Annotated in this window: 20 protein-coding genes and 3 tRNA genes; 19 read left to right on the plus strand and 4 right to left on the minus strand. The window is 23.1% G+C overall.

Features of this window, described 5'->3' with window-relative positions:
• Window positions 1-193: 193 nt before the first annotated feature.
• Window positions 194-1,639, minus strand: coding sequence for a pyruvate kinase (pyk, locus tag AB4W65_RS01415; RefSeq protein ID WP_367673393.1), 1,446 nt, complete (start codon window positions 1,637-1,639; stop codon window positions 194-196).
• A gap of 555 nt (window positions 1,640-2,194) precedes the next feature.
• On the opposite strand from pyk, the gene zwf reads away from it, so the two are divergent.
• From zwf to rsmC, 5 genes are all read left to right on the plus strand, one after another.
• Window positions 2,195-3,670 (plus strand): glucose-6-phosphate dehydrogenase, encoded by a 1,476-nt coding sequence (gene zwf, locus AB4W65_RS01420; protein WP_367673394.1) that lies wholly within the window; start codon window positions 2,195-2,197, stop codon window positions 3,668-3,670.
• Window positions 3,671-4,255: 585 nt separating this feature from the next.
• Window positions 4,256-5,134, plus strand: a complete 879-nt coding sequence (gene htpX / locus AB4W65_RS01425; RefSeq protein WP_367673395.1) for a protease HtpX — start codon at window positions 4,256-4,258, stop codon at window positions 5,132-5,134.
• Between the two features lie 662 nt (window positions 5,135-5,796).
• A complete protein-coding gene (locus tag AB4W65_RS01430; RefSeq protein WP_367673396.1) occupies window positions 5,797-7,371 on the plus strand; it encodes a TerC family protein in 1,575 nt (524 codons plus the stop codon).
• Between the two features lie 79 nt (window positions 7,372-7,450).
• Window positions 7,451-8,107 carry a tRNA (adenosine(37)-N6)-threonylcarbamoyltransferase complex dimerization subunit type 1 TsaB gene (gene tsaB, locus AB4W65_RS01435; protein WP_367673397.1) on the plus strand — a complete coding sequence of 219 codons (657 nt, stop codon included), beginning with the start codon at window positions 7,451-7,453 and terminating at the stop codon, window positions 8,105-8,107.
• A gap of 1,475 nt (window positions 8,108-9,582) precedes the next feature.
• Window positions 9,583-10,596: a 16S rRNA (guanine(1207)-N(2))-methyltransferase RsmC gene (rsmC, locus tag AB4W65_RS01440; protein WP_367673826.1), complete on the plus strand. Its 1,014-nt coding sequence runs from the start codon at window positions 9,583-9,585 to the stop codon at window positions 10,594-10,596.
• Window positions 10,597-10,616: 20 nt separating this feature from the next.
• On the opposite strand, the gene AB4W65_RS01445 is transcribed toward rsmC, so the two are convergent.
• Window positions 10,617-10,700: transfer RNA gene (locus AB4W65_RS01445), tRNA-Leu, on the minus strand.
• A 17-nt stretch (window positions 10,701-10,717) separates the two neighbouring features.
• A tRNA-Cys gene (locus AB4W65_RS01450) sits at window positions 10,718-10,788 on the minus strand.
• A 174-nt stretch (window positions 10,789-10,962) separates the two neighbouring features.
• Here AB4W65_RS01450 and AB4W65_RS01455 point away from each other — a divergent pair.
• The 10 genes from AB4W65_RS01455 to AB4W65_RS01500 all read left to right on the plus strand — a co-directional run bounded on the left by AB4W65_RS01455 (window position 10,963) and on the right by AB4W65_RS01500 (window position 19,612).
• A tRNA-Ser gene (locus tag AB4W65_RS01455) sits at window positions 10,963-11,047 on the plus strand.
• 1,790 nt (window positions 11,048-12,837) lie between these two features.
• Window positions 12,838-13,245 (plus strand): flagellar basal body rod protein FlgB, encoded by a 408-nt coding sequence (flgB, locus tag AB4W65_RS01460; protein ID WP_367673398.1) that lies wholly within the window; start codon window positions 12,838-12,840, stop codon window positions 13,243-13,245.
• Window positions 13,246-13,247: 2 nt separating this feature from the next.
• Window positions 13,248-13,658 (plus strand): flagellar basal body rod protein FlgC, encoded by a 411-nt coding sequence (gene flgC / locus AB4W65_RS01465; RefSeq protein ID WP_367673399.1) that lies wholly within the window; start codon window positions 13,248-13,250, stop codon window positions 13,656-13,658.
• Window positions 13,659-13,674: 16 nt separating this feature from the next.
• Window positions 13,675-14,358: a flagellar hook assembly protein FlgD gene (locus AB4W65_RS01470; RefSeq protein WP_367673400.1), complete on the plus strand. Its 684-nt coding sequence runs from the start codon at window positions 13,675-13,677 to the stop codon at window positions 14,356-14,358.
• Between the two features lie 33 nt (window positions 14,359-14,391).
• Window positions 14,392-15,606, plus strand: coding sequence for a flagellar hook protein FlgE (locus AB4W65_RS01475; protein WP_367673401.1), 1,215 nt, complete (start codon window positions 14,392-14,394; stop codon window positions 15,604-15,606).
• Window positions 15,607-15,629: 23 nt separating this feature from the next.
• Window positions 15,630-16,400 carry a flagellar hook-basal body complex protein gene (locus tag AB4W65_RS01480; RefSeq protein ID WP_367673402.1) on the plus strand — a complete coding sequence of 257 codons (771 nt, stop codon included), beginning with the start codon at window positions 15,630-15,632 and terminating at the stop codon, window positions 16,398-16,400.
• A gap of 24 nt (window positions 16,401-16,424) precedes the next feature.
• Window positions 16,425-17,207, plus strand: a complete 783-nt coding sequence (gene flgG / locus AB4W65_RS01485; RefSeq protein WP_367673403.1) for a flagellar basal-body rod protein FlgG — start codon at window positions 16,425-16,427, stop codon at window positions 17,205-17,207.
• Window positions 17,208-17,269: 62 nt separating this feature from the next.
• Window positions 17,270-17,977, plus strand: a complete 708-nt coding sequence (locus tag AB4W65_RS01490) for a flagellar basal body L-ring protein FlgH (protein WP_367673404.1) — start codon at window positions 17,270-17,272, stop codon at window positions 17,975-17,977.
• Between the two features lie 179 nt (window positions 17,978-18,156).
• A complete protein-coding gene (locus AB4W65_RS01495; protein WP_367673405.1) occupies window positions 18,157-19,269 on the plus strand; it encodes a flagellar basal body P-ring protein FlgI in 1,113 nt (370 codons plus the stop codon).
• A gap of 16 nt (window positions 19,270-19,285) precedes the next feature.
• Complete coding sequence (locus AB4W65_RS01500; RefSeq protein WP_367673406.1) at window positions 19,286-19,612, plus strand: rod-binding protein; 327 nt, start codon at window positions 19,286-19,288, stop codon at window positions 19,610-19,612.
• A gap of 346 nt (window positions 19,613-19,958) precedes the next feature.
• On the opposite strand, the gene rne is transcribed toward AB4W65_RS01500, so the two are convergent.
• Window positions 19,959-22,988 (minus strand): ribonuclease E, encoded by a 3,030-nt coding sequence (rne, locus tag AB4W65_RS01505; protein ID WP_367673407.1) that lies wholly within the window; start codon window positions 22,986-22,988, stop codon window positions 19,959-19,961.
• Between the two features lie 616 nt (window positions 22,989-23,604).
• Between rne and rluC the strand changes: the two genes are divergently transcribed.
• From rluC to fabG, 4 genes are all read left to right on the plus strand, one after another.
• The gene (gene rluC, locus AB4W65_RS01510; RefSeq protein WP_367673408.1) at window positions 23,605-24,567 is read left to right on the plus strand and encodes a 23S rRNA pseudouridine(955/2504/2580) synthase RluC; all 963 of its coding nucleotides are present in this window, start codon (window positions 23,605-23,607) and stop codon (window positions 24,565-24,567) included.
• Between the two features lie 229 nt (window positions 24,568-24,796).
• The gene (gene rpmF / locus AB4W65_RS01515) at window positions 24,797-24,967 is read left to right on the plus strand and encodes a 50S ribosomal protein L32 (protein ID WP_367673409.1); all 171 of its coding nucleotides are present in this window, start codon (window positions 24,797-24,799) and stop codon (window positions 24,965-24,967) included.
• A gap of 96 nt (window positions 24,968-25,063) precedes the next feature.
• Window positions 25,064-26,029 carry an ACP S-malonyltransferase gene (fabD, locus tag AB4W65_RS01520; protein ID WP_367673410.1) on the plus strand — a complete coding sequence of 322 codons (966 nt, stop codon included), beginning with the start codon at window positions 25,064-25,066 and terminating at the stop codon, window positions 26,027-26,029.
• Window positions 25,984-26,736 (plus strand): 3-oxoacyl-[acyl-carrier-protein] reductase, encoded by a 753-nt coding sequence (gene fabG / locus AB4W65_RS01525; RefSeq protein ID WP_367673827.1) that lies wholly within the window; start codon window positions 25,984-25,986, stop codon window positions 26,734-26,736. The genes fabD and fabG overlap by 46 nt, the downstream gene beginning before the upstream one ends.
• The last annotated feature ends 49 nt before the right edge of the window (window positions 26,737-26,785 follow it).

Below are 26,785 nucleotides of genomic sequence, written 5' to 3' on the forward strand. Positions count from 1 at the left end.
AATAAAATAAGGTATTTCTATATTACTTAAGAATACTATATTCAATAAAGAAATAAGAATACATTATTTATAATCATGGTAGTTTTTTAAACTATATGTAAAAAAAATTATAATTAATAATTAATAATTATTAAGTGAAATATATTAAATTTATATAAAATATAAAAAATGATTATATAAATTTACTTAAAAATCATTCAAAAACTTTTAGTATTTTAGTTGTATTAGTTTGACCACTTTTTCCTATTTTATCACCTTTTGTAAGAATCACCAGATCACCTAATGATAGAAATCCTTTTTTATATAACAAAATAATAGCATCTTTTTCAGCAGATGTACCTAAATTTTCGTTATTGAAATATATTGGTACCACACCTCTATATAAAGTCGCTAAATTTAATGTATTTTTATGACGAGATAAAGCAAAAATCGGAAGACCTGATGTAATTCGAGAAGTAATTAGAGCAGTTCTTCCTGATTCTGTCATAGCAATTATAGCACGAACTCCTTCTAAATGATTCGCTGCATACATAGCAGACATAGAAATAGTTTCTGTTATATTAGTAAACTTTAAATTTAATCGATGTCTTGAAACATTGATACTCGGTACTTTCTCTGCTCCTTGACATATTTTTGACATCATCATCACTGTTTCTGAAGGATAATTTCCTGAAGCAGTTTCTGCCGAAAGCATGACGGCATCACTTCCATCTAATACAGCATTTGCTACATCCATCACTTCTGCTCTAGTAGGCATCGGATTGTCAATCATGGATTCCATCATTTGTGTTGCAGTGATTACTACTCTATTTAATTGACGAGCTCTTCTTATAAGATTTTTTTGAATACCTGCTAATGCAGGATCTCCAATTTCTACACCTAGATCACCTCTTGCTACCATAATAGCATCAGAAGATAATATAATTTCATCAATGATGCAATCATTTTCCACCACTTCGGCTCTTTCTATTTTAGCAACTATTTTTGCATGACTACCAGCTTGATGTGCTAATTTTCTAGCTAAATGTAGATCTTGAGCACATCTTGGAAAGGAAACTGCTAGGTAATCAACTCCAATATTAGATGCTAAAATAATATCATTCTTATCTTTTTTCGTTAAAGATTCTGAAGATAATCCTCCTCCTAATTTATTGATTCCTTTATTGTTTGATAAACATCCACCTATTAATACTATTGTAAATACCTTTTCATGAGTAGACTCCAATACTTTTAATTGAATCCTTCCATCATCTAATAATAAAATATCGTTAGATACAACATCTTTAGGTAAATTTTTATAATCAATACCTACTTGATTTTGATCTCCTAAATTAGGATTTAAAGTTGAATCTAATGTAAACAAATCTCCTATATTTAAATTTATTTTATTTTTTTTAAATTTGGAAATACGAATTTTAGGTCCTTGTAAATCACCAAGCAAAGCTAAATGATAACCTAATTTTTTCATTATCCTTTTAGCTATTTTTGCTCTATATTGATGTTCTTCTTTTTTACCATGAGAAAAATTTAATCTTAATACATTAGCTCCTGATTTAATAATTTTTTCAAGAACATCTTCTTTATCTGTAGCTGGTCCCAACGTAACAACTATTTTTGTTCTTCTAAGACGTTCTAACATATATTGTCCTCGTTAAAAAAAATTAAAAATATTTTTTAAAAAAATAATATTTTATAAAACTTATTTATACTTTTATTGATAATAAATACAAGTATAATATAGTGATGTCAAATAATAAAAATAATTTATACGTAATTAAAAACAAAAGTATTTTATATTAATAAAATGGTATCTAAATTAGATTATTATCTATGATATTATCATCATTTATTAAAAACAATTATGTATATAATTAACTTATAAAATACGTATTGACATTATTATTATATATAAAATATATCAATCAATAATTAATATATGTATATATAAATAAAAATAAATATTGCATATATCAATCAATATTAAACTTTATGTACAAAAATTTATTTTATTTAAAAATATTATATATACTAAAAAATATATTATTAATATATAACATTATTTCTAATATAAATTAGAAAAAATATTAAACGTAGTCATATATTATTTCATCTAAAATAATTTTTTAACATAAATTATTATTAATAATATTGATTTTTGAAAGAATAGATTCAAGACGATAAAAAAGGGATAAAAATGGTCACGAAAATAAATGAAGCTTGTGATTTAGTTATTTTTGGTGCTAAAGGTGATTTGACTCGTAGAAAACTTTTACCAGCTCTTTACCAATTAGAAAAAAATAATCAATTGCATGAAAATACACGAATTATTGGAGTAGGACGCGCTAATTGGAATAAATTTTTTTTTCATTCTATTGTAAAAGAATCATTAAGTGTTTTTATGAAAGATAAGATAAATAATTTCTATTTAAAAAAATTATGTACGCGATTATTTTTTTGTAATCTAGATGTTAATCATATAGAAAATTTTATAAAATTAAAAAATATACTAAATCAAAAAAATAATATTATCATCAGCTATTTTGCAGTCCCCCCTAGTATATTTGGTGCCATATGCCGAGGGCTAGGAGCAATCCAATTAAATACTCCTCCAACCCGGATAGTAATAGAAAAACCATTAGGCACATGTTTCAAAACATCACAAGAAATAAATAATCAAGTAAGTAAATATTTTAAAGAATATCAAATATTCAGAATAGATCATTATTTAGGTAAAGAAACCATATTAAATTTACTTACATTACGTTTTGCAAATACTTTATTTTTTAATAATTGGGATAATAAAATTATTGATCATGTACAAATTACTATTGCTGAAAAAGTAGGGATAGAAGGCAGATGGGGATATTTTGATCAATCTGGACAAATTAGAGATATGGTTCAAAATCATTTATTACAAATTTTATCTATTGTTGCAATGTCTCCTCCTAAAAATTTGAATACAAATAGTATTAGAAAAGAAAAGATAAAAATATTACGTGCTTTACGTCATATAAATCCGATTAATTTTAACAAAAATATTATTCTTGGTCAATATTCATCTGGTCAATTAAATGGTATTTCAGTACCTTCTTACATTAATGAAGACAATGCTAATAATAATAGCAATACTGAAACTTTTGTTGCTATGAAAGTTAATATCGATAATCATAGATGGTCTGGTGTCCCATTTTATTTACGCACAGGAAAAAGATTACCTATCAAATGTTCAGAAATAGTGATTTCTTTTAAAAAACCTATAATGAATTTATTTAATGATAATAATAAAAGATTATCATCTAACAAGCTCATCATTACGTTACAGCCAAATGAAGGAATTACTCTTCAAATTTTAAACAAAGTACCTAGTTTAAATTCTGAACACATATTAAATAATATTGATTTAAATTTTAAATATTCCGATACACTGGATAAAAATAGTTTATCGGATGCTTACGAGCGATTGCTATTAGAAAGCATGAAGGGCATACAAACATTATTTGTTAGTAGAGAAGAAGTAGAAGAATCATGGAAATGGATTGATACAATTATTCATACTTGGGATAAAAAACAAAAATCTCCAAAGCTTTATACAGCTGGTACATGGGGTCCTCATGAATCTAAGAAAATCATTCAACAAGATGGCAGAATTTGGCATAACATTAATTATTAATTAATACTATTAATATCTATTCAACATAATCATTACTAAATTAATATTTATATATTTGAATATATTAAACGTTAATAAATAAACAGATCACGTTGAATAATTATTCGATACATTTAATTTTAATTATTGAAATAAATATTTTTTAATCTTTACAATTAGTATTGTAAATTTTTTTAAAAAATCACATCAGAATTACTATTCTTAATATTTTTTAAAAATATTATAATTTAATTAATCATTAAAAATATTAATTTTATCATATCAAAAATAAAATTTTTTCATCATATTTATATATAAAAATATTTTATATATAAAAATTATTTGTGAATATTATAAAGAAATGAATATTATTAATAATCTACTTATTAAATAAAATTTATATTTTTTTTATTAATGAGATTATTTTTTTAAAATGTAAAGGTATTTATGATAAAATAATCTTAGTAAAAGTTACTATATATTAAATATATTTAAATAAAAATGATTTCATTAAGTGTAATCTTTTAGTTAAAAACATTTAAACAAATGTATTATAAAAATAATTCTTTTATATACTTATATTTTGCGAATTCAAGGAAAAATATTATGATGCGTATTATTCTTTTTATGTTGACTAATTTATCTGTTATGTTCATATTTGGAATAATTCTTAGTCTTACAGGAATTAAATCTCATAGTATATATGGTTTAATAATTATATCTGGATTATTTGGATTCAGTGGTGCCATAGTATCATTACTTTTGTCAAAATGGATTGCTTTACGATCTGTTAACGGAAAAATTATTCATCACCCATCTAATGAAAATGAAATTTGGTTAACTAAAGTAGTTAAACAACAAGCTAAAAAAATGGGTATTATTACTCCAGAAATAGCTATTTATGACGCTTTAGATATGAATGCTTTCGCTACAGGTGCACGTCGTAATTCTTCCTTAATTGCTGTATCTACTGGATTATTAAGTAATATGACTAAAGATGAAGCAGAAGCAGTAATTGCGCATGAGATTAGTCATATTGCTAATGGTGATATGGTTACTATGACTTTAGTACAAGGAGTTGTGAATACATTTGTAATATTTATATCACGTCTGATTGCACAATCAGTTTCTGCTATTATATCAGGAAATAAAGAAGAAAATGAGTCTAAAAGTAGTCATTCTATGATATATTCTTTTACTTCAATTGTATTAGAGTTAATATTTGGAATGCTAGCTAGTATTATTACTATGTGGTTTTCACGTTACCGAGAATTTCATGCTGATGCAGGATCTGCCAGATTAGTTGGTCGTAATAAGATGATTGCTGCATTAGAAAAGTTAAAAATGAGCTATGAACCACAAGTATCAAGCAGTATACTTGCATTTTGTATTAATGGAAAAAATAAATCAATAATAAATTTATTTATGTCTCATCCTCCATTAGATAAAAGAATTACTGCATTGTATAATAATTCATATCTATGATATATATTAAAAAATAAAATAGTGTTTTTATTTTAAGTATTTTTTACTTTATACAATTTTTAAATAAAAAATTTTTAATAAATATATATACTAGAGATAGTATAAAAATATGTATAATGAGATTAAGCAATACGATTAATTTCATTATACATCTGATATTTTTTATATTGTAATTCACCTTAAAATATTTTGTAGTAAAAAATTTTCAGTCATTATTAGTTTTAAATATTTTATCCTGATTATACCAGATAACGGTAGTAAATACGTTTTTTAAATTTTTCTTCTGTTAAAGGAAATATTTTTAAAAAATTATTAAAGAGTAAAATATTACATTTAGAGTTCAAGACAGAAAAAAGTTTCTGCTACAGAGAACCTTTTTATATGTAATATTGTAAACACTTGCATATTAAAATAAAAATATTTTTTAAAGATTTTTACATATCAATACATAGGTCTTTATGATTTATATATCTAAATAATATTCTATATACATTATATAGATACACACCAATCGTATCTTTAATATTATTAAAATTCATGTCATAATATAATGTTATTAAAATTAAATAAATATTTTATTCTAATCTTATATTCCTTGAATTAATTACTTTTTTACTAAACATACTAAATGTTATGCTGCTTATTTTTCCATGGAGTTTTTAATGGAATTTCTTTTAGACCCATCAACCTGGGTTGGATTACTTACACTCATTGTATTAGAAGTAATACTAGGAATTGATAACTTAGTATTCATAGTTATTTTAGCGGACAAACTTCCATTTTATCAACGCGATAAAGCTCGTATATTAGGAATCAGTCTTACTTTATTAATGCGTTTAATATTACTATCATTAATATCCTGGATGGTAACATTACGATCTGTATTAATTACTAATCAATATTTTACCCTGTCAGGACGTGATCTAATTCTACTATTTGGAGGTTTTTTTTTACTATTCAAAGCAACTGTAGAATTGCATGAAAGATTAGAAAATCATCCAGAAGAAAATAATAATAATAAAAATTGTGCTAATTTTTGGACTGTAATTATTCAAATGGTCTTATTAGATGCGATTTTTTCATTAGATTCTGTAATTACCGCTGTTGGTATGGTTAATAATTTAATAATAATGATGATAGCAGTAATTATTGCCATGAGTTTAATGTTATTAGCTTCGAAATCTCTCACTAAATTTGTAAATCTACATCAAACTGTTGTGGTATTATGTTTGAGTTTTCTTCTTATGATAGGATTAAGTCTAGTTTCAGAAGCATTTGGATTTTATATACCCAAAGGGTATTTATATGCAGCCATAGGATTTTCCATCCTAATTGAATTATTTAATCAAATAGCACGTCGAAATTTTCTTCTTCATCAATCTCGTCGTCCCATGAGACAAAGAGCAGCTGAAGCTATTCTACGTTTAATTATTAGAGAACAAAAAAATAATGTTACTACGATTTTAAATAAAGAACAAAATAAAAAAATATCGTATAAATCAGTACCAGAAACAGAATATTTTAAGGATGAAGAAAGATATATGATAAACGGTGTACTCACTCTTGCTGCTCGTTCTATTAGAAGCATAATGACTCCTAGAAGAGAAATATCTTGGGTCAATGCAGATCAAGATACATGCAGTATTAGATTGCAATTATTAGATACACCTCATAGTTTATTCCCAGTATGTAAAAATGAACTAGATGAAATTATTGGTATAGTTAGAGCAAAAGAGTTATTAGTTGCTATTGATAAAAATATAGATGTAACCACATTTGCATCCAAAACTCCTCCTATTATTATTCCCGATACCTCAGATCCTATTAATTTATTAGGAGTTTTAAGACGAGCTAAAGGTGGTTTAGTAATAGTTACTAATGAATTTGGAGTTATTCAAGGGTTAATTACTCCTTTAGACATGTTAGAAGCAATTGCAGGAGAGTTTCCAGATGAAGATGAAACTCCGGAAGTTATAGTAGAAAAAAATAGTTGGTTAGTGAAAGGAGGTACAGATTTACATTCTTTACAACAATTATTAAATACAAAAGAATTGATACAAACAAAAAATACTTATGCTTCTTTAGCTGGTTTGTTAATTTCACAAAAAGGACAATTACCTCTAACAGGAGAAACTATTTATATTGCTCCATTATATTTTCATATTGTAGAGGCTACACAATATCGTATTAACCTCGTTCGTATTACAAAATGTAAAGAAATAAATAAAAAAAATTAAAAATAATAGATTGACTGATATAATCACATAATAAATATATCGATAACGTCATTTTCTTAAAAAAATATTTGAGAATAATATGTGTAAAAAAATTTTAGCAATTGATGCCTCCATGGACAGGTGTTCTGTATCTTTATTAAAAAATAATTCAATAGCAAATAAATTTAAATTATGCAAAAAAAAACATACAGAAATTATTTTACCTATGATTAAAAATATTTTAAACGTTTCTAATACCAATATTAATGAACTTAATATTATTGCTTGTTCTAAAGGACCAGGTAATTTTACTGGTATTCGTCTTGCGATTTGTATAGCGCAGGCAATGGCTTTACAAAATAAATTGCCTTTAATAGGAATATCTAATTTTGCTAGTATGGCTGAACAAGCTTGGAGAAAACATTCTGCTAAAAAAGTACTTATCGCTTTTAATGCAAAAAAAAGAGGTATATTTTGGGCTGAATATAAAAGAAATAAAAATGGAACATGGAAAGGAGAAGATACAGAAATATGTTTAAAAATAGAAAATATTAGTAATAAAATTAATCAATTATCTGGTTTATGGACGGCTGTTGGTGATGGATGGGAAAAAATTAATATAAAAAATACAGAAAAAATAAAACTGGTATCTACTAATATTACTGCGTCTCATTCAAAAGATATAATTACTTTTGTTGAATTATTATTAAAAAAAAATTATTATCTTGTATTTAAAAATATAACACCTATATATTAAATATACTAGATGAAATATGGTCAAATGTTAAATATTTATAAATAAATTTTAATATACTTTTAAAATATGTTACATGTTATTTAAAATGAAATGCATAATTTAGTTCAGTTTTATTTTTTATTCATTGATAACGATTTTTATCTATCTAAGGCACAATAGGATTTTTCAAAAAAAATCCTATTGTGCCTTCTAAATAATGGTATAAGAAATATTATTTTTCTTTTCTAATCAATAGAATTACATTCTTTTCTAAGAAAATACATTTCAACATTCAAAAATATTGTTTAATGTTATATTAAAACCTAAAAAAACGAATTACTGATAGAAACTATAAAAATAATAGTATTTTTTTTGTAAAAAAATCTATTGATGCAATTAATATAATATTAACTACATCATCTATACTTAGATATATTTATCTATAAAACTATTTTAAAATTGAGTAAATAAATAACATAAATTTTATTTTATTGAATATAACTTCAAAAGTTTTTTGATAATAATAAGTATTATTACTTATATTATATATAAATGAAGTAATAATAAAAATATTTAGGATGGACGATTATCGTTTTATCATCAGGAAAATATATTGTATATACCATGCTTCTTCTATATTGATAAATTCATCAATAATAATAAAATAAAAAATTTATATTTTATATAAAATTTTAATATCATTAATATTTTATATTTTGTTAAAAAATACTAATTATTATAAATAATAAAAATAAATAATTTTTACATTTTTATCAAATTTATTGATTATTTAACTTAAAAAATTAAATAATAAAATTTATTTACTTGGCATTATTGTGGTAATGATATACCATATCATATTATGATAATATACTCATATTTATTTATGTAACATTTACTGATTTTAAAATAATCAGAGCATTACTACCTTAATAATCTAATTTTATTCCCTTATAAATCAATATCATCCTAATTTAAATATTAATTTGTAGAACAATATTTTTAATAAAAAATATATGCATCCTTCAGATAAATTGAAGAAAAATCTAATTATGAATGACATTCTAAATACTAAGATGTTTATCTTTAATCAATATTTGCTCTTTTTCTTACATTATTTTTGAATATGAATAAAAAATATTTAGTACATATATATGTATAAAGTGAATCATAAATATTCATTTATAGATTATTGAAAAAATATATTTTTTATTGTGACTAATTTTATATTTACTTATAGATAAAAAACTCAAATATAATTTTTTTAATGAATATAGTTTACGATAACTTATAATATTTAGTGATTAAAATAACTAATAGTTAATATCAATTGTGTTTAGCTTTTAAGATGCATTTTAAATAAAAAATAAAATATTTGATTCATATAGTACATTACTATGTATAACATTTTTAAAATTATTTTATGAATTTGGACCATAACTAATATATAAATACATTTATATAAATAAAAATATATAAATAATAAGGAGTTTATTATATTTAACCTAACACAATCCAGTAAACTACTTTTAAAAAATAATTCATTTTTTAAGAAAAAAAAAGTTATTTTTTCAGGAAATATACAAGATAAGATTGCATCTTATATTGAAACTATTTCAACTAAAATATTTACCCATATGTATGATACATATAAAATATTAAGTAATATTAAAGAAAATCAAGTATTCTACTCTTTATTTCCTAACAAAAAAATAATTTTAGAACATGATTCTTTGATTTATTTTTGGCCAAAAAATAAATCTGAAGCTAATTTTCAATTGCAGTATTTACTTTCAATTTTTAAAAAAAAATCTCATATTTTTATAGTAGGAGAAAATAACAGTGGAGTAAAAAGTGCAGTATTAATATTAGAAAATTGGATTAAATTAAAAAAAATAGATACAGCTAAACATTCAATTCTTTTTTATGGAATATTACATGAAAAAACATATTTTAAATTAGAGAATTATTTTAATAATCATACACTAAATTATTTAAAAATAAAAACTTTACCAGGTGTATTTGGACATAAAAAAATAGATACTGGTAGTAAATTATTGATTTCTACTTTTAACAAAGAAATTAAAGGAAATATATTAGATCTAGGAACTGGTTCAGGTATTATATCTATGTCATTGGCTGATATATCAAAAAAAACGAGTCTGACTTTAACAGATATTAATCTTACCGCATTGTTATCATGTAAAATAAATTTATTAAATAATAAAATTCAAGGGAAAGTATATTCTAGTGATTTATATTCTAATATTGATAAACGTTTTAATATGATAATTTGCAATCCACCAATACATAGAGATTTAAAATTATCTCTTATAATAACTACTAATATGATAAAAGAATCTATCAATTATTTAACCCCAAGAGGAGAATTGAGAATCGTTACGAATACATTTTTATCTTATAAAAAAATACTTGATAAAACTTTCCATAAACATGTAATTTTAAAAAAAAATAATCATTTTAAAGTATATCAAGCTAAATTAAATTAATAGAGTCTTTAATAAATAAATACCCGGAGCGGGACTTGAACCCGCAAAGCTATTAAGCCGAGGGATTTTAAATCCCTTGTGTTTACCAATTTCACCATCCGGGCTTATTACTTTATTATTAAGGCGTATCCCGGAATCGAACCGAGTTATACGGATTTGCAATCCGCTGCATCACCAATCTGCCAATACGCCTAAATATTAAATCTTATATGAAAATATTTAAAAATTGCTGATATTAGTATATCAAAATATTAAAAATTTACAATACTCTTGAAATAGTATTTATAAAATATTTTTATTGAATTTTATTTCAAAATTGAATAAAATGATATATGTTATTTTTATAAAAAAATTTAAAAATAATCAGGAGGGGTGGCCGAGAGGCTTAAGGCAGCGGTCTTGAAAACCGCCGATGAGAAATTATCCGAGAGTTCGAATCTCTCCTCCTCCAAAATAAAAAATATATTTTTATCAACTTGCATTGATTAAATTAAATAAAAAAATTAAATATATAATATTCTATATACTATTTAATAATAGTAAAATATTAATTTTGAATATAAATCAATTGTTATACATAACGTAAAAATAGATTCATTTAAAAATAATTAATATTAAAATAAGAAAATGTATTAATAATTATTAACATGATACATACGTAAAATTCAGAGATAAAAGTTATTTTCTTTAAAATATTAATAAATAATTAATAATATAAAAATAAAAACCAACCAATAAAAATAAAATAGTTTTTTTTAAAAATGAAATTTTAAAAAATGATCATATGGATATAGTATTTATAAATATAACAGTGAATACAGCATTTGTATTATTACAATACATTTTTAATAGGTATTATTACTAATAATATTAGCATTTGCATAAATAGTTAATTCTACCAATAGGAAAATATTGATAAAATTTAATCTGTTAAATTAAATTAATCATTATTAAATATTATATAGCTAAAAAAGTAATAATTTTTATAAAAATAAAAAAATTATTATCAAAAAAAAATTAATATAAAATTCTAAATTAAATAATATTTAATACCTTTAATTTTTTATAATTTTAAAGAATTAGATAATAAAATCAGTAATTTACTTCTTAATAAAGAAAACTTACAATAATGTAAAATTATTTAACTGATTGATATATATGAAATATATAAGTTATACAATCAAAAAAATAAAAAAAATGTAAATTATAAATTGAATATTAAAGTAGCTAAAAATCTTAAATTAGCTGAAACAAAGTTCAACATTACTTAAAAAGTAAAACTTTTTAACACTAATATTACATGTCAATAATAGTGCTATTTTTTTAAATAATCCATTATTAAGTATTATAAATTTTTAGATAGATTAAACCGTTTTTTATATTTAAAATAACCATCACTTTATGGTTGAATTAAAACAGGATTACAAATCCTAAATATAGAAAAATATTAATATTATTACAATTCGACATATAAAAAATAAAATGTTTAGTAATATACTTATACGTAAAATATTTACATTTAATCGAATCCATACTTGATAAAAAATTTACCATAAATTTTTTATCAAAAAAAATTATAGAATAAATATTCTTCAATAAAATGATCAATATATATTTCTGAAACATTCCATACAAAAATAAAATATAAGCATAAAACTTAATCAAACTAAATTTTCCAAACATTTTAAAAAAAATATTAATTAATAAAAAAAATATTATTTATTTGTTCAAAATAAAAAATATACTTTTATATATTAAAATCTATGAAAATTAATAAAAAGTCTTTCATAAATATGAAATATAAATTTTATAAATGCGTACAATATAATATATATTATTAAGATATTTATTATATCAATAATTAATTTCTATCTTATGAATCATAATAAGACATACAAATTTCAAATGGTAATAAAATTAAAATAACATTAATAAAAATCATCATCTATTTTTTTATTTATATTTTTATTAATATAAATTAATACATATCCTTTACTATTTAAAGTTCACCTATTTTTGTTAATTCGTGATTTTTTGTATAAAAATTCTGTTTTTAATTATAAATATATTTATAATATAAAATACTAATACTAGATTTATTATGCATAATACATTATACATAAGTTTTATCTAGAAATAATTAATGAATTAAAGAATTTTATTTCTATAAGTGGATTAACTAAATAAAAAACAAATATTAATAAAAAATATATAATATTATTAGAAAATAAGGAACATAAAATGTTTACTAAAATCAACAATTTATTTCAAATTAACAAAAATTTTTTAAATCTTATGGCATACCGACAAAAAATAATATCATCTAATATAGCAAATGCTGAAACTCCAAATTATCGTCCTTTAAATATTAATTTTAAAAATGAAATAAATAATATTCTACATAATAAAATAAATAAAAAAAAACAGATTTTTTTAAAAAAAACATCTTCAAATCATTTATCTTTACATCATATGAATAAATTTAATATAGTACCTGACTATCCCATAAAAACGTTTTTTAATAAAAATGTCATAGATATGAATCAAGAACGTATTTCATTCATAGAAAATTCTTTAAAATACCAATCTCAAATTAGTTTTTTAACATATGAAATAAAAAATATCATGAATACTATATTAGGACAATAAATATGTCATTACTAAATATATTAAATATTTCAGGTTCTGCAATGATAGCACAAGCTGAAAAAATGAGAATTCATGCAAAAAATATAGCTAATTCGGAAAGTATAACTAATAGGAATGGTAAATTTTATCCATATATAGCTAAACAAGTAATTTTAAAACAAAATACTAATTTTGAAAAAAATATTGGCGGAGTACATATAGATCAAATTATAAATGACCCTAATCCTTGTAAATTAATATATAACCCAAGTAATAAAATGGCAGATAAAAAAGGTTATGTACATATGTCTAACGTAAACATTATTACAGAAATGGTAAATACTGTTTCTGCAGCAAGAAATTATCAAGCAAATGTAGAAGTTATTAATACAGTAAAACTCATGATTATAAAGACACTGAATATTGGTAAATAAAATAGGAAAATAAAAAATGAGTATACCTGTGAATTTTTTTTTTAAAAAAAACGCACCTATGATAAATATAGATGTTAATAATAATTTATTAAAAAATAATAATCAACTTGACTTAAAAAATAATTTTTTAAATATATTTTTAGCACAAATAAAAAACCAAGATCCTACTGATCCGTTAAAAAATAATGATTTAACATCTCAATTAGCACAAATAAACATGGATAACGGTATTACAAACATAAATAAAACACTGTCAACTATCTTAGAAAATGTTAATCAACAAAAATTAATTCGATCTTCAGAATTAATCGGACGTGGTATTCTTTTTCCTAATTCTACAATTACGCATGATGGCAAAAAAGATACTATTTTTGGGGTAGATATACCTAAAGATATTTCATCAGCAGATATTGTTGTCAATGACAAAAATGGAAAAATATTATTTTTAAAAAAAGTGGGTCATTTAAAATCTGGCGTACATAGTTTTACTTGGAATGGAATTAATAATAATGGTAAAAAAGTGAATAATGAAACTTATCATATTTCTATATATACAAAAAATAAAAACAAGATTATATCTTACCAACCATTAAAATATGCAGTAATTCATGGAATTATCAATCTTACTAATAAGGAAACAATGATTGATTTAGGAAAATTAGGAATGATAGAGTTTAAAAATATTCGTAAAATTTTTTAGCTCATTCCAAAATACTTACATTAGGAAAATAAAATGGGGTTATTACAAGCTATTAGTGGATTATATACAGCTAACACTGTTATGAATGTAATAAGTGATAATATTTCCAACGCTTCTACTATTGGATTTAAATCTAAAAGCGTTGTACTTACCAATCTTGAAAATAATAAAAATATAATCAATAAAACAACAGGAATGGGTGTAAATATTTTAAAAAAAAAATATAATATTAATTCTGGAGAAATATTTTACACTAATAGAAATTTAGATTTAAGCATAACTAAGAACGGTTTTTTTCGTTTGTCGACAGATAATGGAGAAATATATTATACCAGAAACGGTCATTTTTATATTGATAAAAACTATCATATTATTAACAAATTAGGTATGTATCTCACAGGATATCCTATTGATCACTCTTCCACAAAATTAGAGAATAATTATTCCAAATTAATTCCAATTAATTTATCTCATTTTACAAAAACAATGATCCAACCTACTACCATTTTAAAATTCTTTGTTACTTTAAATAATAATCATGATATCAAAATAAATAAACCATTTGATATAAAAACAGCAACCACGTATAACCATAAATTAAAAACAAAAATTATCGATCATTTAGGAAAAGAAAGATTCATATATTTTTATTTTATAAAAGCTACCAGTAAAATATGGTATGTATATCCATGCGAAAAATATAGACAAAAAAAAATTATACCATTCAAAATAGAATTTGATAAAAACGGACATGTAATTTCTAAAAAAACAATTTTAATAAAAATAAAACTAAATAAAGAAAAAAAAGAAGAAAAAATTTTATTAGATTTAACAAATCTATCACAAAAAAAAACCACCAATAATAGAAACTATTTTTCTCAAAACGGATATACAGAAGGTACAATTCAAAATTATGAAATTGATAAATTTGGAACCATTTACGGTATTTATTCTAATCAAAAAAAAATACCATTAAGTAAAATTATATTATCTCATTTTACTAATTCTGAAAATTTAACATACGAAAGAAATAGTATTTGGTCTAAAAATAATTATTCTGGGTTGGAAACGATAGGATTACCTAATAGTCTAAATTTTGGAAAAATAATATCAGGTTCATTAGAAAAATCTAATGTTGATTTGAATAAAGAATTGATCAATATGATTATTGCTCAAAGAAACTATCAATCAAATGCTCAAGTTATTAAAACAGAAGAAAAAATGTTTAATACACTAATCAATTTATAATAACTAGAAAACAGGATTATATTATGAATTCAATAATGTATATCAGTATGATGGCTGCTAATCGAATGTTAGAAAAACAAGCAATAATAGCTAATAATTTAGCTAATATATCTACTCTTGGTTTTAAAGAACAATTAGTAACTCAAACATTATCATCCATCAATAATTCAAAATTATATAAAAATGACTCTATTATTTCAGAAAAAAATTATCTATATTCGAATTTTTCATCAGGTCCAATAAATTACACAAAAAGAAATTTAGATCTATCTATTAAAGGAAATGGATGGTTTGTAGTTAAAGACTATAATTCCAAACATCAAGAAGGATATACCAGAAATGGACATTTAAAAATTAATTCCGATGGAAAATTAATGATTAATAATTATTTAGTAATGGGTACATCAGGAACAATTTCTTTACCAAAGAATAAAAAAATTTCCATATCATCATCTGGTATAATTTATCTCATGGACTTAAAAAAGGAAAAAATAAAAAACAAAATTTTAGGAAAACTAAAATTAATTGATACCGATCCTAAATACCTTAAAAGAGGAAATAATGGAATATTTTATCTTAATAAGCAAGGACGAAAAAAATTGGGAAAAGTGATACCTGATAACCATCATATTCGCTTAAATTCAGGAATGTTGGAAGATAGTAATGTTAATATAAATGAAAATTTAATTAATATGATTTCTAATGAAAGAAGTTTTTCCATAGAAATGAAAATTATTTCTAATGACGATGAAAATTCACAACGTGCAAATCAATTACTTAATATTAATAGTTAACTAAAAATAAGGATTTAAAATATTATGATTCCTTCTTTATGGATAGCAAAAACTGGATTAGATTCTCAACAAACGAATATGAACATTATTTCAAATAATTTAGCAAATGTCAGTACTAATGGATTTAAAAAATCGAGAGCTATATTTGAAGACTTAATTTATCAAAATATACGCCAACCTGGTTCGGATTCATCAGGTGAAACGAATTTACCTTCAGGTTTACAATTAGGAACAGGAGTAAGACCAGTATCGACAGAACGTATCCATAGTCAAGGAAATTTGTCTAAAACTGATTCGTCAAAAGATCTTGCAATCAATGGTCAGGGTTTTTTTCAAGTACAATTACCAGATGGTAATTTAGCATATACAAGAGATGGATCCTTTCAAATTAACCAAAATGGTCAATTGGTAACTAATAGTGGATTTCCTATTTTACCTAATATGAATATACCAACAAATACCATTGACTTAACCATTGGACGAGATGGCACAGTAACAGCTAAAATACAAAATCAATCTAAATCTGCACAAATTGGACAATTAAATTTAGTTAATTTTATTAATAGTTCTGGATTAGAAAGTATAGGAGAAAATTTATATCAAGAAACGTCCTCTTCAGGTGCTCCTATTGATACCATACCGGGTTTTAACGGAACGGGTCTATTATATCAAGGTTATGTAGAAACATCTAATGTTAATGTAGCAGAAGAATTAGTTAATATGATTCAAACTCAAAGAGCTTATGAAATAAATAGTAAAGCTATTAATGCATCTGATCAAATGTTACAAAAATTATCTCAACTATAATATATTATTTTAATAATTAATTATTATTATATCCATCCATTCATTATTATAAGGTATTGTTAGTGTCAAAGTTATTATTAAAATTTAAATATTGCTTAGTAGCTATATTGTTATTAATGCTAAATGGTTGTAGTTCATTATCTTTTAATCCAGAAAAAGAAAAAAAAATAATGAATACTAAATTATCTAATCCAGGTATGAAAATAAAAAACAACTCATTATTGAAAGAAATTGGACCTATAAATAACACATATCGTCCTCTATTTGAAGATTATAAACCCCAAAATATCGGAGATACCATTACCATTATATTACAGGAAAACTTAAGTACCAGTAATAAAATGTATTCTAATATCAGTCGAAATGGAAACAGCAGCATTGCTGTAGGTATACCAAGTCTAGCAGACAGTTTTTCATCCAGCAATGGAAATAAATCAGGATTGGATACATTAGCAAAAAATAACTTTTCCGGAAAAGGTAGTGCATCTGCACAAAATTCTTTTTTAGGTGTTATTACGGTAACTATTAATGAAATATTACCAAATGGTAATTTTAAGATTACTGGAGAAAAAAAAATATCAATTAATAAAGGAAAAGAATTTATTCGTTTTTCTGGTATTCTTAATCCTCGTGTAATTTCAAAAAATAATTCTGCTGTATCTACCCAAGTTGCTGATGCACACATAGAATATATTAGTGATACCTATGCTGGAACATCAAATAAAATGGGTTGGTTACAACGTTTTTTATTTAAAATTTCACCAATGTAGATACATATATTGCTTGAATTAAGATACAATTTTGGTATATTATCAATAATTTTTAGAGTCTTACTAAAATAAAAAATATTTAATACTATTAAAAGTAAGCTCTAAAATTATTGAATTCAATATATTCTATTTATCATTATTACTTTTGATAATCGTATTATATATATTAGGGTATATTCATGTTTTATTTACTATTTTTAAGATTCATTTTTTTATTTTTTTTAGCAACAAGCTCTGTCATATATGCTGATAAGATTCGAGATCTTACTAGCATTCAAGGGACACATGAAAATAAATTAATTGGTTATGGTTTAGTAGTAGGGTTAGATGGTACAGGAGATCAAATCATACATGTTCCTTTAACACTTCAGACGTTAAATAATATGTTATCTCAATTTGGAATAAACGTTCAATCAAATACACGTGTCCAACTAAAAAACATAGCAGCAGTTGTAGTAACAGCTGAATTACCTAATTTTAGTCATCAGGGACAAAAAATAGATGTGGTCGTATCTTCTATAGGTGATGCTAAAAGTTTAAAAGGTGGTACCCTATTGATGACTCCATTAAAGGGAATAGATAATAAAATTTATGCTATTGCACAAGGTAATATTATAATCAGTGGTAATATCAACCAATCTTTTACACATTATCATCAAAATTCTATTAATCAATTAAATGGCGGAAGAATCAGTAATGGAGCAATAATTGAAAAAGAAATAAGAACACAATTTGGTCAAGATAAAAAGTTTAATTTACAATTGAATCAAGAAGATTTTACGTTAGCTCAACGTATTAGTGATATAATTAATATTCATTATCCGAATACATCTGTGGCATTAGATTCCAGAACTGTTCAATTGAAAGCACCAAATAGCAGCAGCATGCAAGTTCGCATGATCTCTAATATTCAAAATATTAATATTGATTTACCAGAACAAGATGCAAAAATAATTCTTAATGCACGTACTGGATCTATTGTTATGAACAAAACAGTACGATTAGATGCATGTGCCGTATCAGATGGAAATATATCAGTTATTATTAACAAAAAGCATAATATCAACCAATCTCATTCATTTGTTGTTAATGCACAAGTAAGAGGTGTATTAAAAAAAAATAATAAGATAAAATCTGTTACTACTAATATACAATCTAATGAAAATAATGTTAACCTTAACAATATTGTTAATATCTTAAATATTTTAGGAACAACTCCTATAGAATTAATGTCAATATTACAAGCTATGCAAAATGCTGGTTGTCTTCATGCTAAATTAGAAATTATATAAAAAAAGGAAAAATAAAATGGAAAATAATTTTAATATTTTTATTACTCCAACATATAGTAACAATACTTTATCTCTATCCGCTAAAAAATCAGAAAAAAATATTAAAAACAATCTATTTAATACAGCTAAAAAAGTTGAAGGGCTATTTCTTAATATTATTTTAACTAATATGAGAAATAGCTTACCAAAAAATGATTTATTTAATAACGAAACTGAAAGAATGTATACAGATATATATGATCAAACTATGTCACAACAAATAAGTAAAAAAGGTTTTGGTTTAGCAGAAATTATTGTAGAACAAATACTAAAAAAAAATATTTTAAAAAAAAATTACCAGTAAAAAATACACATTAAATTGATGAAAATATCAGTCATCGCAAATATAATAAAAGTATAGTATTATATAAACTAATATCTATTGATATATAGATATCATCGTTTATAAAAACTTTATTTCTAATATTTTGATATTATAAAATACTGTATTTGAAAAATCCTATTGCTAAATATTTTTACATATATTTTAAAAAATTTTAAAAAATATTTTTACGAATCATATAATATTATTTTTATGGCAAAGAATTATACAATATATATAAAGCATCCCATATTTAATTCTTAATTCATTAATAAATAAAAAATGGGATGCAATAAAAAATATCAATATTACATGAATAAATAAAAAGTTACACACGTGTAACAGGAGCACTTGAAATATTACTTGCTGCGTGACCACCTGCAGCATTTTTTGTTTTATAATTCATTTTATATGGTTTAAAACCATAACTTAATTTTTTTTTTCTGTTTTTCATTGATATTGGAACTTTTGTAATAGGAGCACTGGATATACATTTTTTACTTTTGTTTTTTTCTGATTTATTAAATTTTTTATATTTTGAATCTAAAAAAAACACGTCTTTTTTATTATTTTTAAATTTTGATTTAGATTTTTCTTTTATTTTTTTATAAAATATATTATTTAATAATGTTTTTTTTTCATGTAATCCGATATTACTGTTTTCTTTATTCAATTTTTTTTTTATTATATTATTTTCTATTACACTACCATATCTACGAAACATTACTTTTTTTGTAGTATAATCAATAGACGTTATATAATGACGTTGCTTAATATTATTCTTATTTATAGGAAATAAGTTCATTAAATATTTTTCATATATTTTATGCTGATGATTTATTTTTTTATGAGGTTTACTTATAGGATAACGAATCCATATTTTTCCTAAAGCTAATTCTAATGAAGAAACCCCAGATATAATAGGCATAGGAGATTTAAATTCATTCCAATTATTTACATCATTTCTCGAATAATTAGAAATAATATTAGATGGTAAAAAAGTAAATTTCTTAAAAAAGAAATGACTCTCCTCTTTTATTTTTTTATTTTTTATTCTATATGATGTAGTAATAAGATTATTTAGAATAATATTTTCTTTTTTTAAAAAACTAGTATTACCCATTTTGGTAAAATATAATTTAATAATATTTTCATATAATATACGATTGGTATAATGAGCCATATGTAAAGCATATATTATTAAATTAATATTTTTAAAACTTATTTTTTTAAATTTCTTTCTAGGTAAAATTAATTTTTTATCTAATCTATAATATTCATTTTTTAGTAAAGATTTATCTTTTTTTATTTTTATATCATTATACTTTATATTTAAATTTAAATTATTGAGTTGATATGGATTTTTAAATATATTTTTATAAGAATTGTGTTCATAATTCTTTTTTTCTATCTTCATCAAGTTATTATCATTTAAACAATAAGTATTGTTATAATAAAAGTTAGTGTTATATTTATTAAATTGAAAAAATCTAAATTTTTTGTTTTCTTCCTTATCACATCTATTTCGAATATTATTCAAATTCTTATTTTTTTTATTTGATACATCGATATTACTATTCTTTTTATGTTTCATATTTAAGTTAAAATTAAAAAAAGGAGATTTCAACCAAAAAATTATTTTTTCTAACAAATTCAATTTACATACAGACGGAGAAACTGATTTATTTTTTTTTAAAACATTTGATTCTGGCTTTTTCTTATTTTTTATTTCTTTTTTTAATAAAAATGTATTATAAATAGATAAAGTAGAAAGAATAGATTTTTTATTTTTTTTTCTGTCTAAAACATCTTCTTCTACAGTACGAATAATTCCATTTTCATAAAATCTTGGAAGATGATAACTAATTGTTTCTATTTCTTCACCTTTTCTAATACGTAAAACAGAATAATGTGGTGTTTTAATCTGGTCATTAGGTACAATAATAGTTTTTCCACCGCTTTGACGTTTTTCAATAGCATTAACAGCTTCTCTTTTTTCATTTAATAAATAACATGCAACTTCTACAGGTACGATAGCATGAACTTCATGAGTATTTTCTTTTAAAGCTTCTTCTTCAATAACTCTTAAAATAGAAAGAGAAAGAGATTCATTATCTCTTATGGTCCCAGTACCACTACATCTAGGACAAATATGATAATTTGATTCTCCTAAAGAGGGACTCAATCTTTGTCGAGACATTTCTAATAAACCAAATTTAGAAATATTGCCTATTTGAATTCTAGCACGATCTTGTCTGACGGATTCACGAAATTGATTTTCAATTTTACGTTGATTTCCAATAGGTGTCATATCAATAAAATCAATAACTATTAATCCTCCCACATCACGTAATCTCAATTGTCGAGCAATTTCATCAACAGCTTCAATATTGGTATGCAGTGCTGTTTCTTCAATATCAATACCTTTAGTAGAACGTGCAGAATTAACGTCAATAGCTGTTAAAGCTTCTGTCGAATCTATCATAATAGATCCACCAGAAGGTAATCTTACCTCTCTTTGAAATGCTGAGTTAATCTGTGATTCTATTTGATAATGACTAAATAAAGGAATATCTCCTGTGTATAATTTAATTTTGCTGCTAAAATCAGGACGACCTAATGCAGTCATATGCTGATGAGCTAAAGATAAAATTTTAGGATTATCAATAAGTATTTCTCCAATATCCGGTCTAAGATAATCTCGAAACGCACGTACAATTACATTACTTTCTTGATGAATTAAAAAAGGAGCAGAACGTTTTTTTGCAGATTCTTGAATGGCATCCCAATGTTGCAATCTAAAATTTAAATCCCACTTCAGTGCCGCTAAAGATTTTCCTACACCAGCTGTTCTGATGATTAAACCCATATTATCAGGTAATGTTAATAAAGATAAAGTTGATTTTAATTCAGATCGCTCATAACCTACTATTCTTCTAGAAATACCACCAGCTTTGGGATTATTAGGTAATAATACTAAATAACTACCAGCTAAGCTAATAAAAGTAGTTAATGCAGCACCTTTCGTCCCTCTTTCTTCTTTATCTACTTGTACAATTACTTCTTGTCCTTCCTTTAAAATATTCTTTATATTAGGCTTAGCACAAAATGTGTCATTTTTCAAAAAATAATCTTTAGAAATTTCTTTTAAAGGAAGAAATCCATGTTTTTCAGAACCGTAGTCAACAAAAACAGCTTCTAAACTAGGTTCAATTCGAGATATCTTTCCTTTATAAATATTCGATTTTTTTTGTTCATATCTAGGTGTTTCTATATCTAAATCATATAACCGTTGTCCATCTACAAGGGCAACTCGTAATTCTTCTTGTTGAGTTGCATTAATTAACATTCTTTTCATTAGAACATCTCTCGTATTTTTTCGATAAGTGTTAAAATGGTAGGAAATATAGAAATAAAATAAAAAATAAATTTATATATCTTACATTCTGTGCTTGTTAATTACATTATAAGTAATCAAAAATAAATAAAATATTTTTTATATTTAATTATTTTTGATAAATACCTATTTTAATTTAATTTTTATGATATATAATTTTTATTTATATTTTTTAAGCATAAATTATATATTTAAAATATTAATCTTAATTACGTTACATTATTTTCTTAACGTATTAATCTTATTTTTCTTATATTACAAATATATACAATTTTTATATCAAACATAAAATATATTCATTAAATATAATATTGATTGATATTTTATCATATATATGATCAATAATTTTTAAAAAATAAAAAACTATTATTTAATAAAATATACTCTAAATAAAGAATAAAAAAATTATGTTTTATACATAACAGACCTAAAATAAAAATATATTTATTAGATATAAAATATCTATATTATAAAAATTAATAAATATATGTTATATATAATGAATCATCTATAATAAATAGAAAATAAAATATTTTTAAAACATTAATATTTATGAATGAAAATAAATAAAAAATATATGAAAAAAAAAATACCTGATACATATAGTATATCTGTCAAAGAAGATATGGAAAGACAACGCATTGATAATTTTTTAATAAAAAAATTTAAAAAGATACCTAAAAGTATGATTTATAAAATCATAAGAACCGGTAAAGTTAAAATCAATAAAAAAAAAATATTACCAAAATATAAATTAGAAATCGGAGATAAAATTTCAATACCTTCAATAAAAATAGACGTAAAAAGAATAAAAAAGATTCAAAATAACAATATAATATGTAGTAATAAAAAAATAAATAATATATTAAAAGAAATCCTATATGAAGATGATTGTTTACTAATAATAAATAAACCATCCGGTATAGCAGTACATGGCGGCAGTGGAATAAATTTTGGTATAATAGAAATTATTAGAAAATTAAGACCAAAAAATCGTTTTCTTGAACTAGTACATCGCTTAGATCGTGATACATCTGGAATTCTTATACTAGCTAAAAAACGGTCAGCATTACGTGATTTACATCAACAATTAAGAGAAAAAAAAATAAAAAAAAAATATATAACTTTAGTTCATGGAAAATGGCCCAAATACAGAAATAACATTTCTGCTCCTTTATTAAAAACAAAACTATTAAATAAAAAAAATATTGTTCAAATTAGTAAGCAAGGTAAAATTGCAGAAACTCATTTTTCTATTAAACAACAATATTCTAAATACACTCTATTATTAGCTACTCCTATTACCGGAAGAACCCACCAAATAAGAGCACACGCTGCACATGCAGGATATCCAATAGTTTTTGATACACGTTATGGAGAAAAAAAATTAGACTTTGAAATTAAAATAAAAAATTTAAAAAGTAGATTGCTACTTCATGCTTGTAAAATTCACTTTATACACCCATGTCATAAACATGACATGACAATATTGGCACCCTTAGAAAAAATTTTTAAAAAATATTTAGATTCACTAATGTAATAAATATTATTTTAACAAAAAATTAATGTAATACATTTTCAATATAAATCTCATCATACTAATCTTTTTTTATTAAAATTTTTTTTGAATAAAAATATAAATATATATTATTTTTAATATAAAAAATATTACTTTTTATTAATATTTAGTTTATTATAAAATAATTATAATTTTTACATTTTTTAAAACATATAATTGAAAATATATTTCATAAAAGGGACCTATATCTATGGCTGTACAAAAAAATAAACCTACTCGTTCAAAACGAGGCATGCGCAGATCTCATGATAAACTAAATACATCAAATTTATCCATAGATCGTTTATCTGGAGAAATACACCTTAGACATCATATTACAGAAAAGGGATATTACAAAGGAAAAAAGGTTTTAAAAAAATAAAATTAATTACTTATTATAAATAATACTAAATATAGTCGACTATTTATTATATTTAATAGTTAACCAGATTAAAAATCTAATTTTAAGGCTATGGAAATGAATTTATTTTCCATGATTTTTCCAGGGCAGGGTATACAAAAAAAAGGAATGCTAACTGCTGAATTAGTCAATCATCCTATTATAGTAAAAACATTCAATGAATCATCATGTGCTCTGGGTTATGATGTATTAAAATTAATAAAAAATGATACAAAAAAAAAATTAAATAAAAGTGAATTTGCTCAACCAGCAATTTTAACAGTATCTGTTGCTATTTACCGTTTATGGATTTATAAACAAGGTCCTTTACCTTTTATGATGGCAGGACATTCTCTTGGAGAATATTCTGCTTTAGTATGTTCTAACGTTATACAACTTTATGATGCAGTAAAATTAGTCCAATTTCGTGGTAAATTAATGCAAAGGTTAGTACATCATATACCTGTTGCTATGTTGGCAATTATTGGATTAAATAAAGAGCAAATTATTAATATTTGTAAAATACACAAAAAAAATTCAATTGTGGATTTATCAAATTTTAATTCATTAGATCATATAGTTATTTCTGGACATAAAGAAGCAGTAGAACGAACTGGTACATATTGTAAAAAAGCCGGTGCTAAGTATGTATTACCACTTGCTATCAGTACTGCTGCTCATTGTAGTTTAATGCACCCAGCTAAAAAAAAGCTCATGAATGCTCTAAAAAATATTCAATTTAATACACCAATATGTCCTATTGTTAACAATGCTGATGTAAAATGTGAATTTTCCAAAAGAAATATCTGCAATGCATTAACTAAACAACTTACTAAACCAGTAAGATGGCATGAAAGTATAGAATATATGGTTAAAAAAGGCGTATCATTAATTTTAGAAGTAGGACCTACTTCTATTCTAACGAATATTAACAAAAGAAACATTTTTTTAGAATCGATATCATTACATAACAAAAAAAATTTTTTAAAAGCCCTGAAATTAATAAAAACAAAAAATATGAAAATAAAAAAAAAACTGCAATAGTAACCGGAGCATCTCGTGGGATTGGACTTAATATTGCAAAAAAGCTAATAGAAAAAGGAATTAGAGTTATTGGAACTGCTACAAACCAATTAGGTATTGATAAAATCGATGATCATTTACAAGACCAAGGAAAAGGAGTAATTTTAAATATAGGTGATTTTTCTACTATCAAAAAAACAATAGATGAAATCTATAAAAATTTTGGCAATATTGATATTTTAGTAAATAATGCTGGAATCAAAAACGATAAATTATTAATTAATATGAGCCCAAAAAATTGGAATGATGTATTAAATATTAACTTAACAGGAATATTTTATCTATCAAAATCAATTTTACCTAAAATGATAAAACAACGCAAAGGTCGTATCATTACTATTGGCTCAATTTCCGGACATATTGGCAACTACGGACAAACAAATTACGCAACAACTAAATCTGGATTAACAGGATTTCATAAATCTCTAGCATTAGAAGTTGCGTCTTATGGTATTACCGTAAATATGATTGCTCCAGGACTAATTAAAACAGATATGACTAAAACTCTTAATAAAAAAAAATATGATAAATATATTGCAAGAATACCTATGAAACGTTTTGGAGAAGTTAGTGATATATCCGAAGCAGTATTTTTTTTAGCTTCTGATAAAGCATCTTATATAACAGGTCAAACATTACATATCAATGGTGGCATGTACATGAGTTGATTGCGTTTATTAACATAATTATCTCTATATAGTAAAATACTAGGATATA

The sequence above is a fragment of the Buchnera aphidicola (Pemphigus populi) genome, from assembly GCF_964058935.1.
In the GTDB taxonomy this organism is placed as follows: Bacteria; Pseudomonadota; Gammaproteobacteria; order Enterobacterales; family Enterobacteriaceae; genus Buchnera_C; species Buchnera_C aphidicola_D.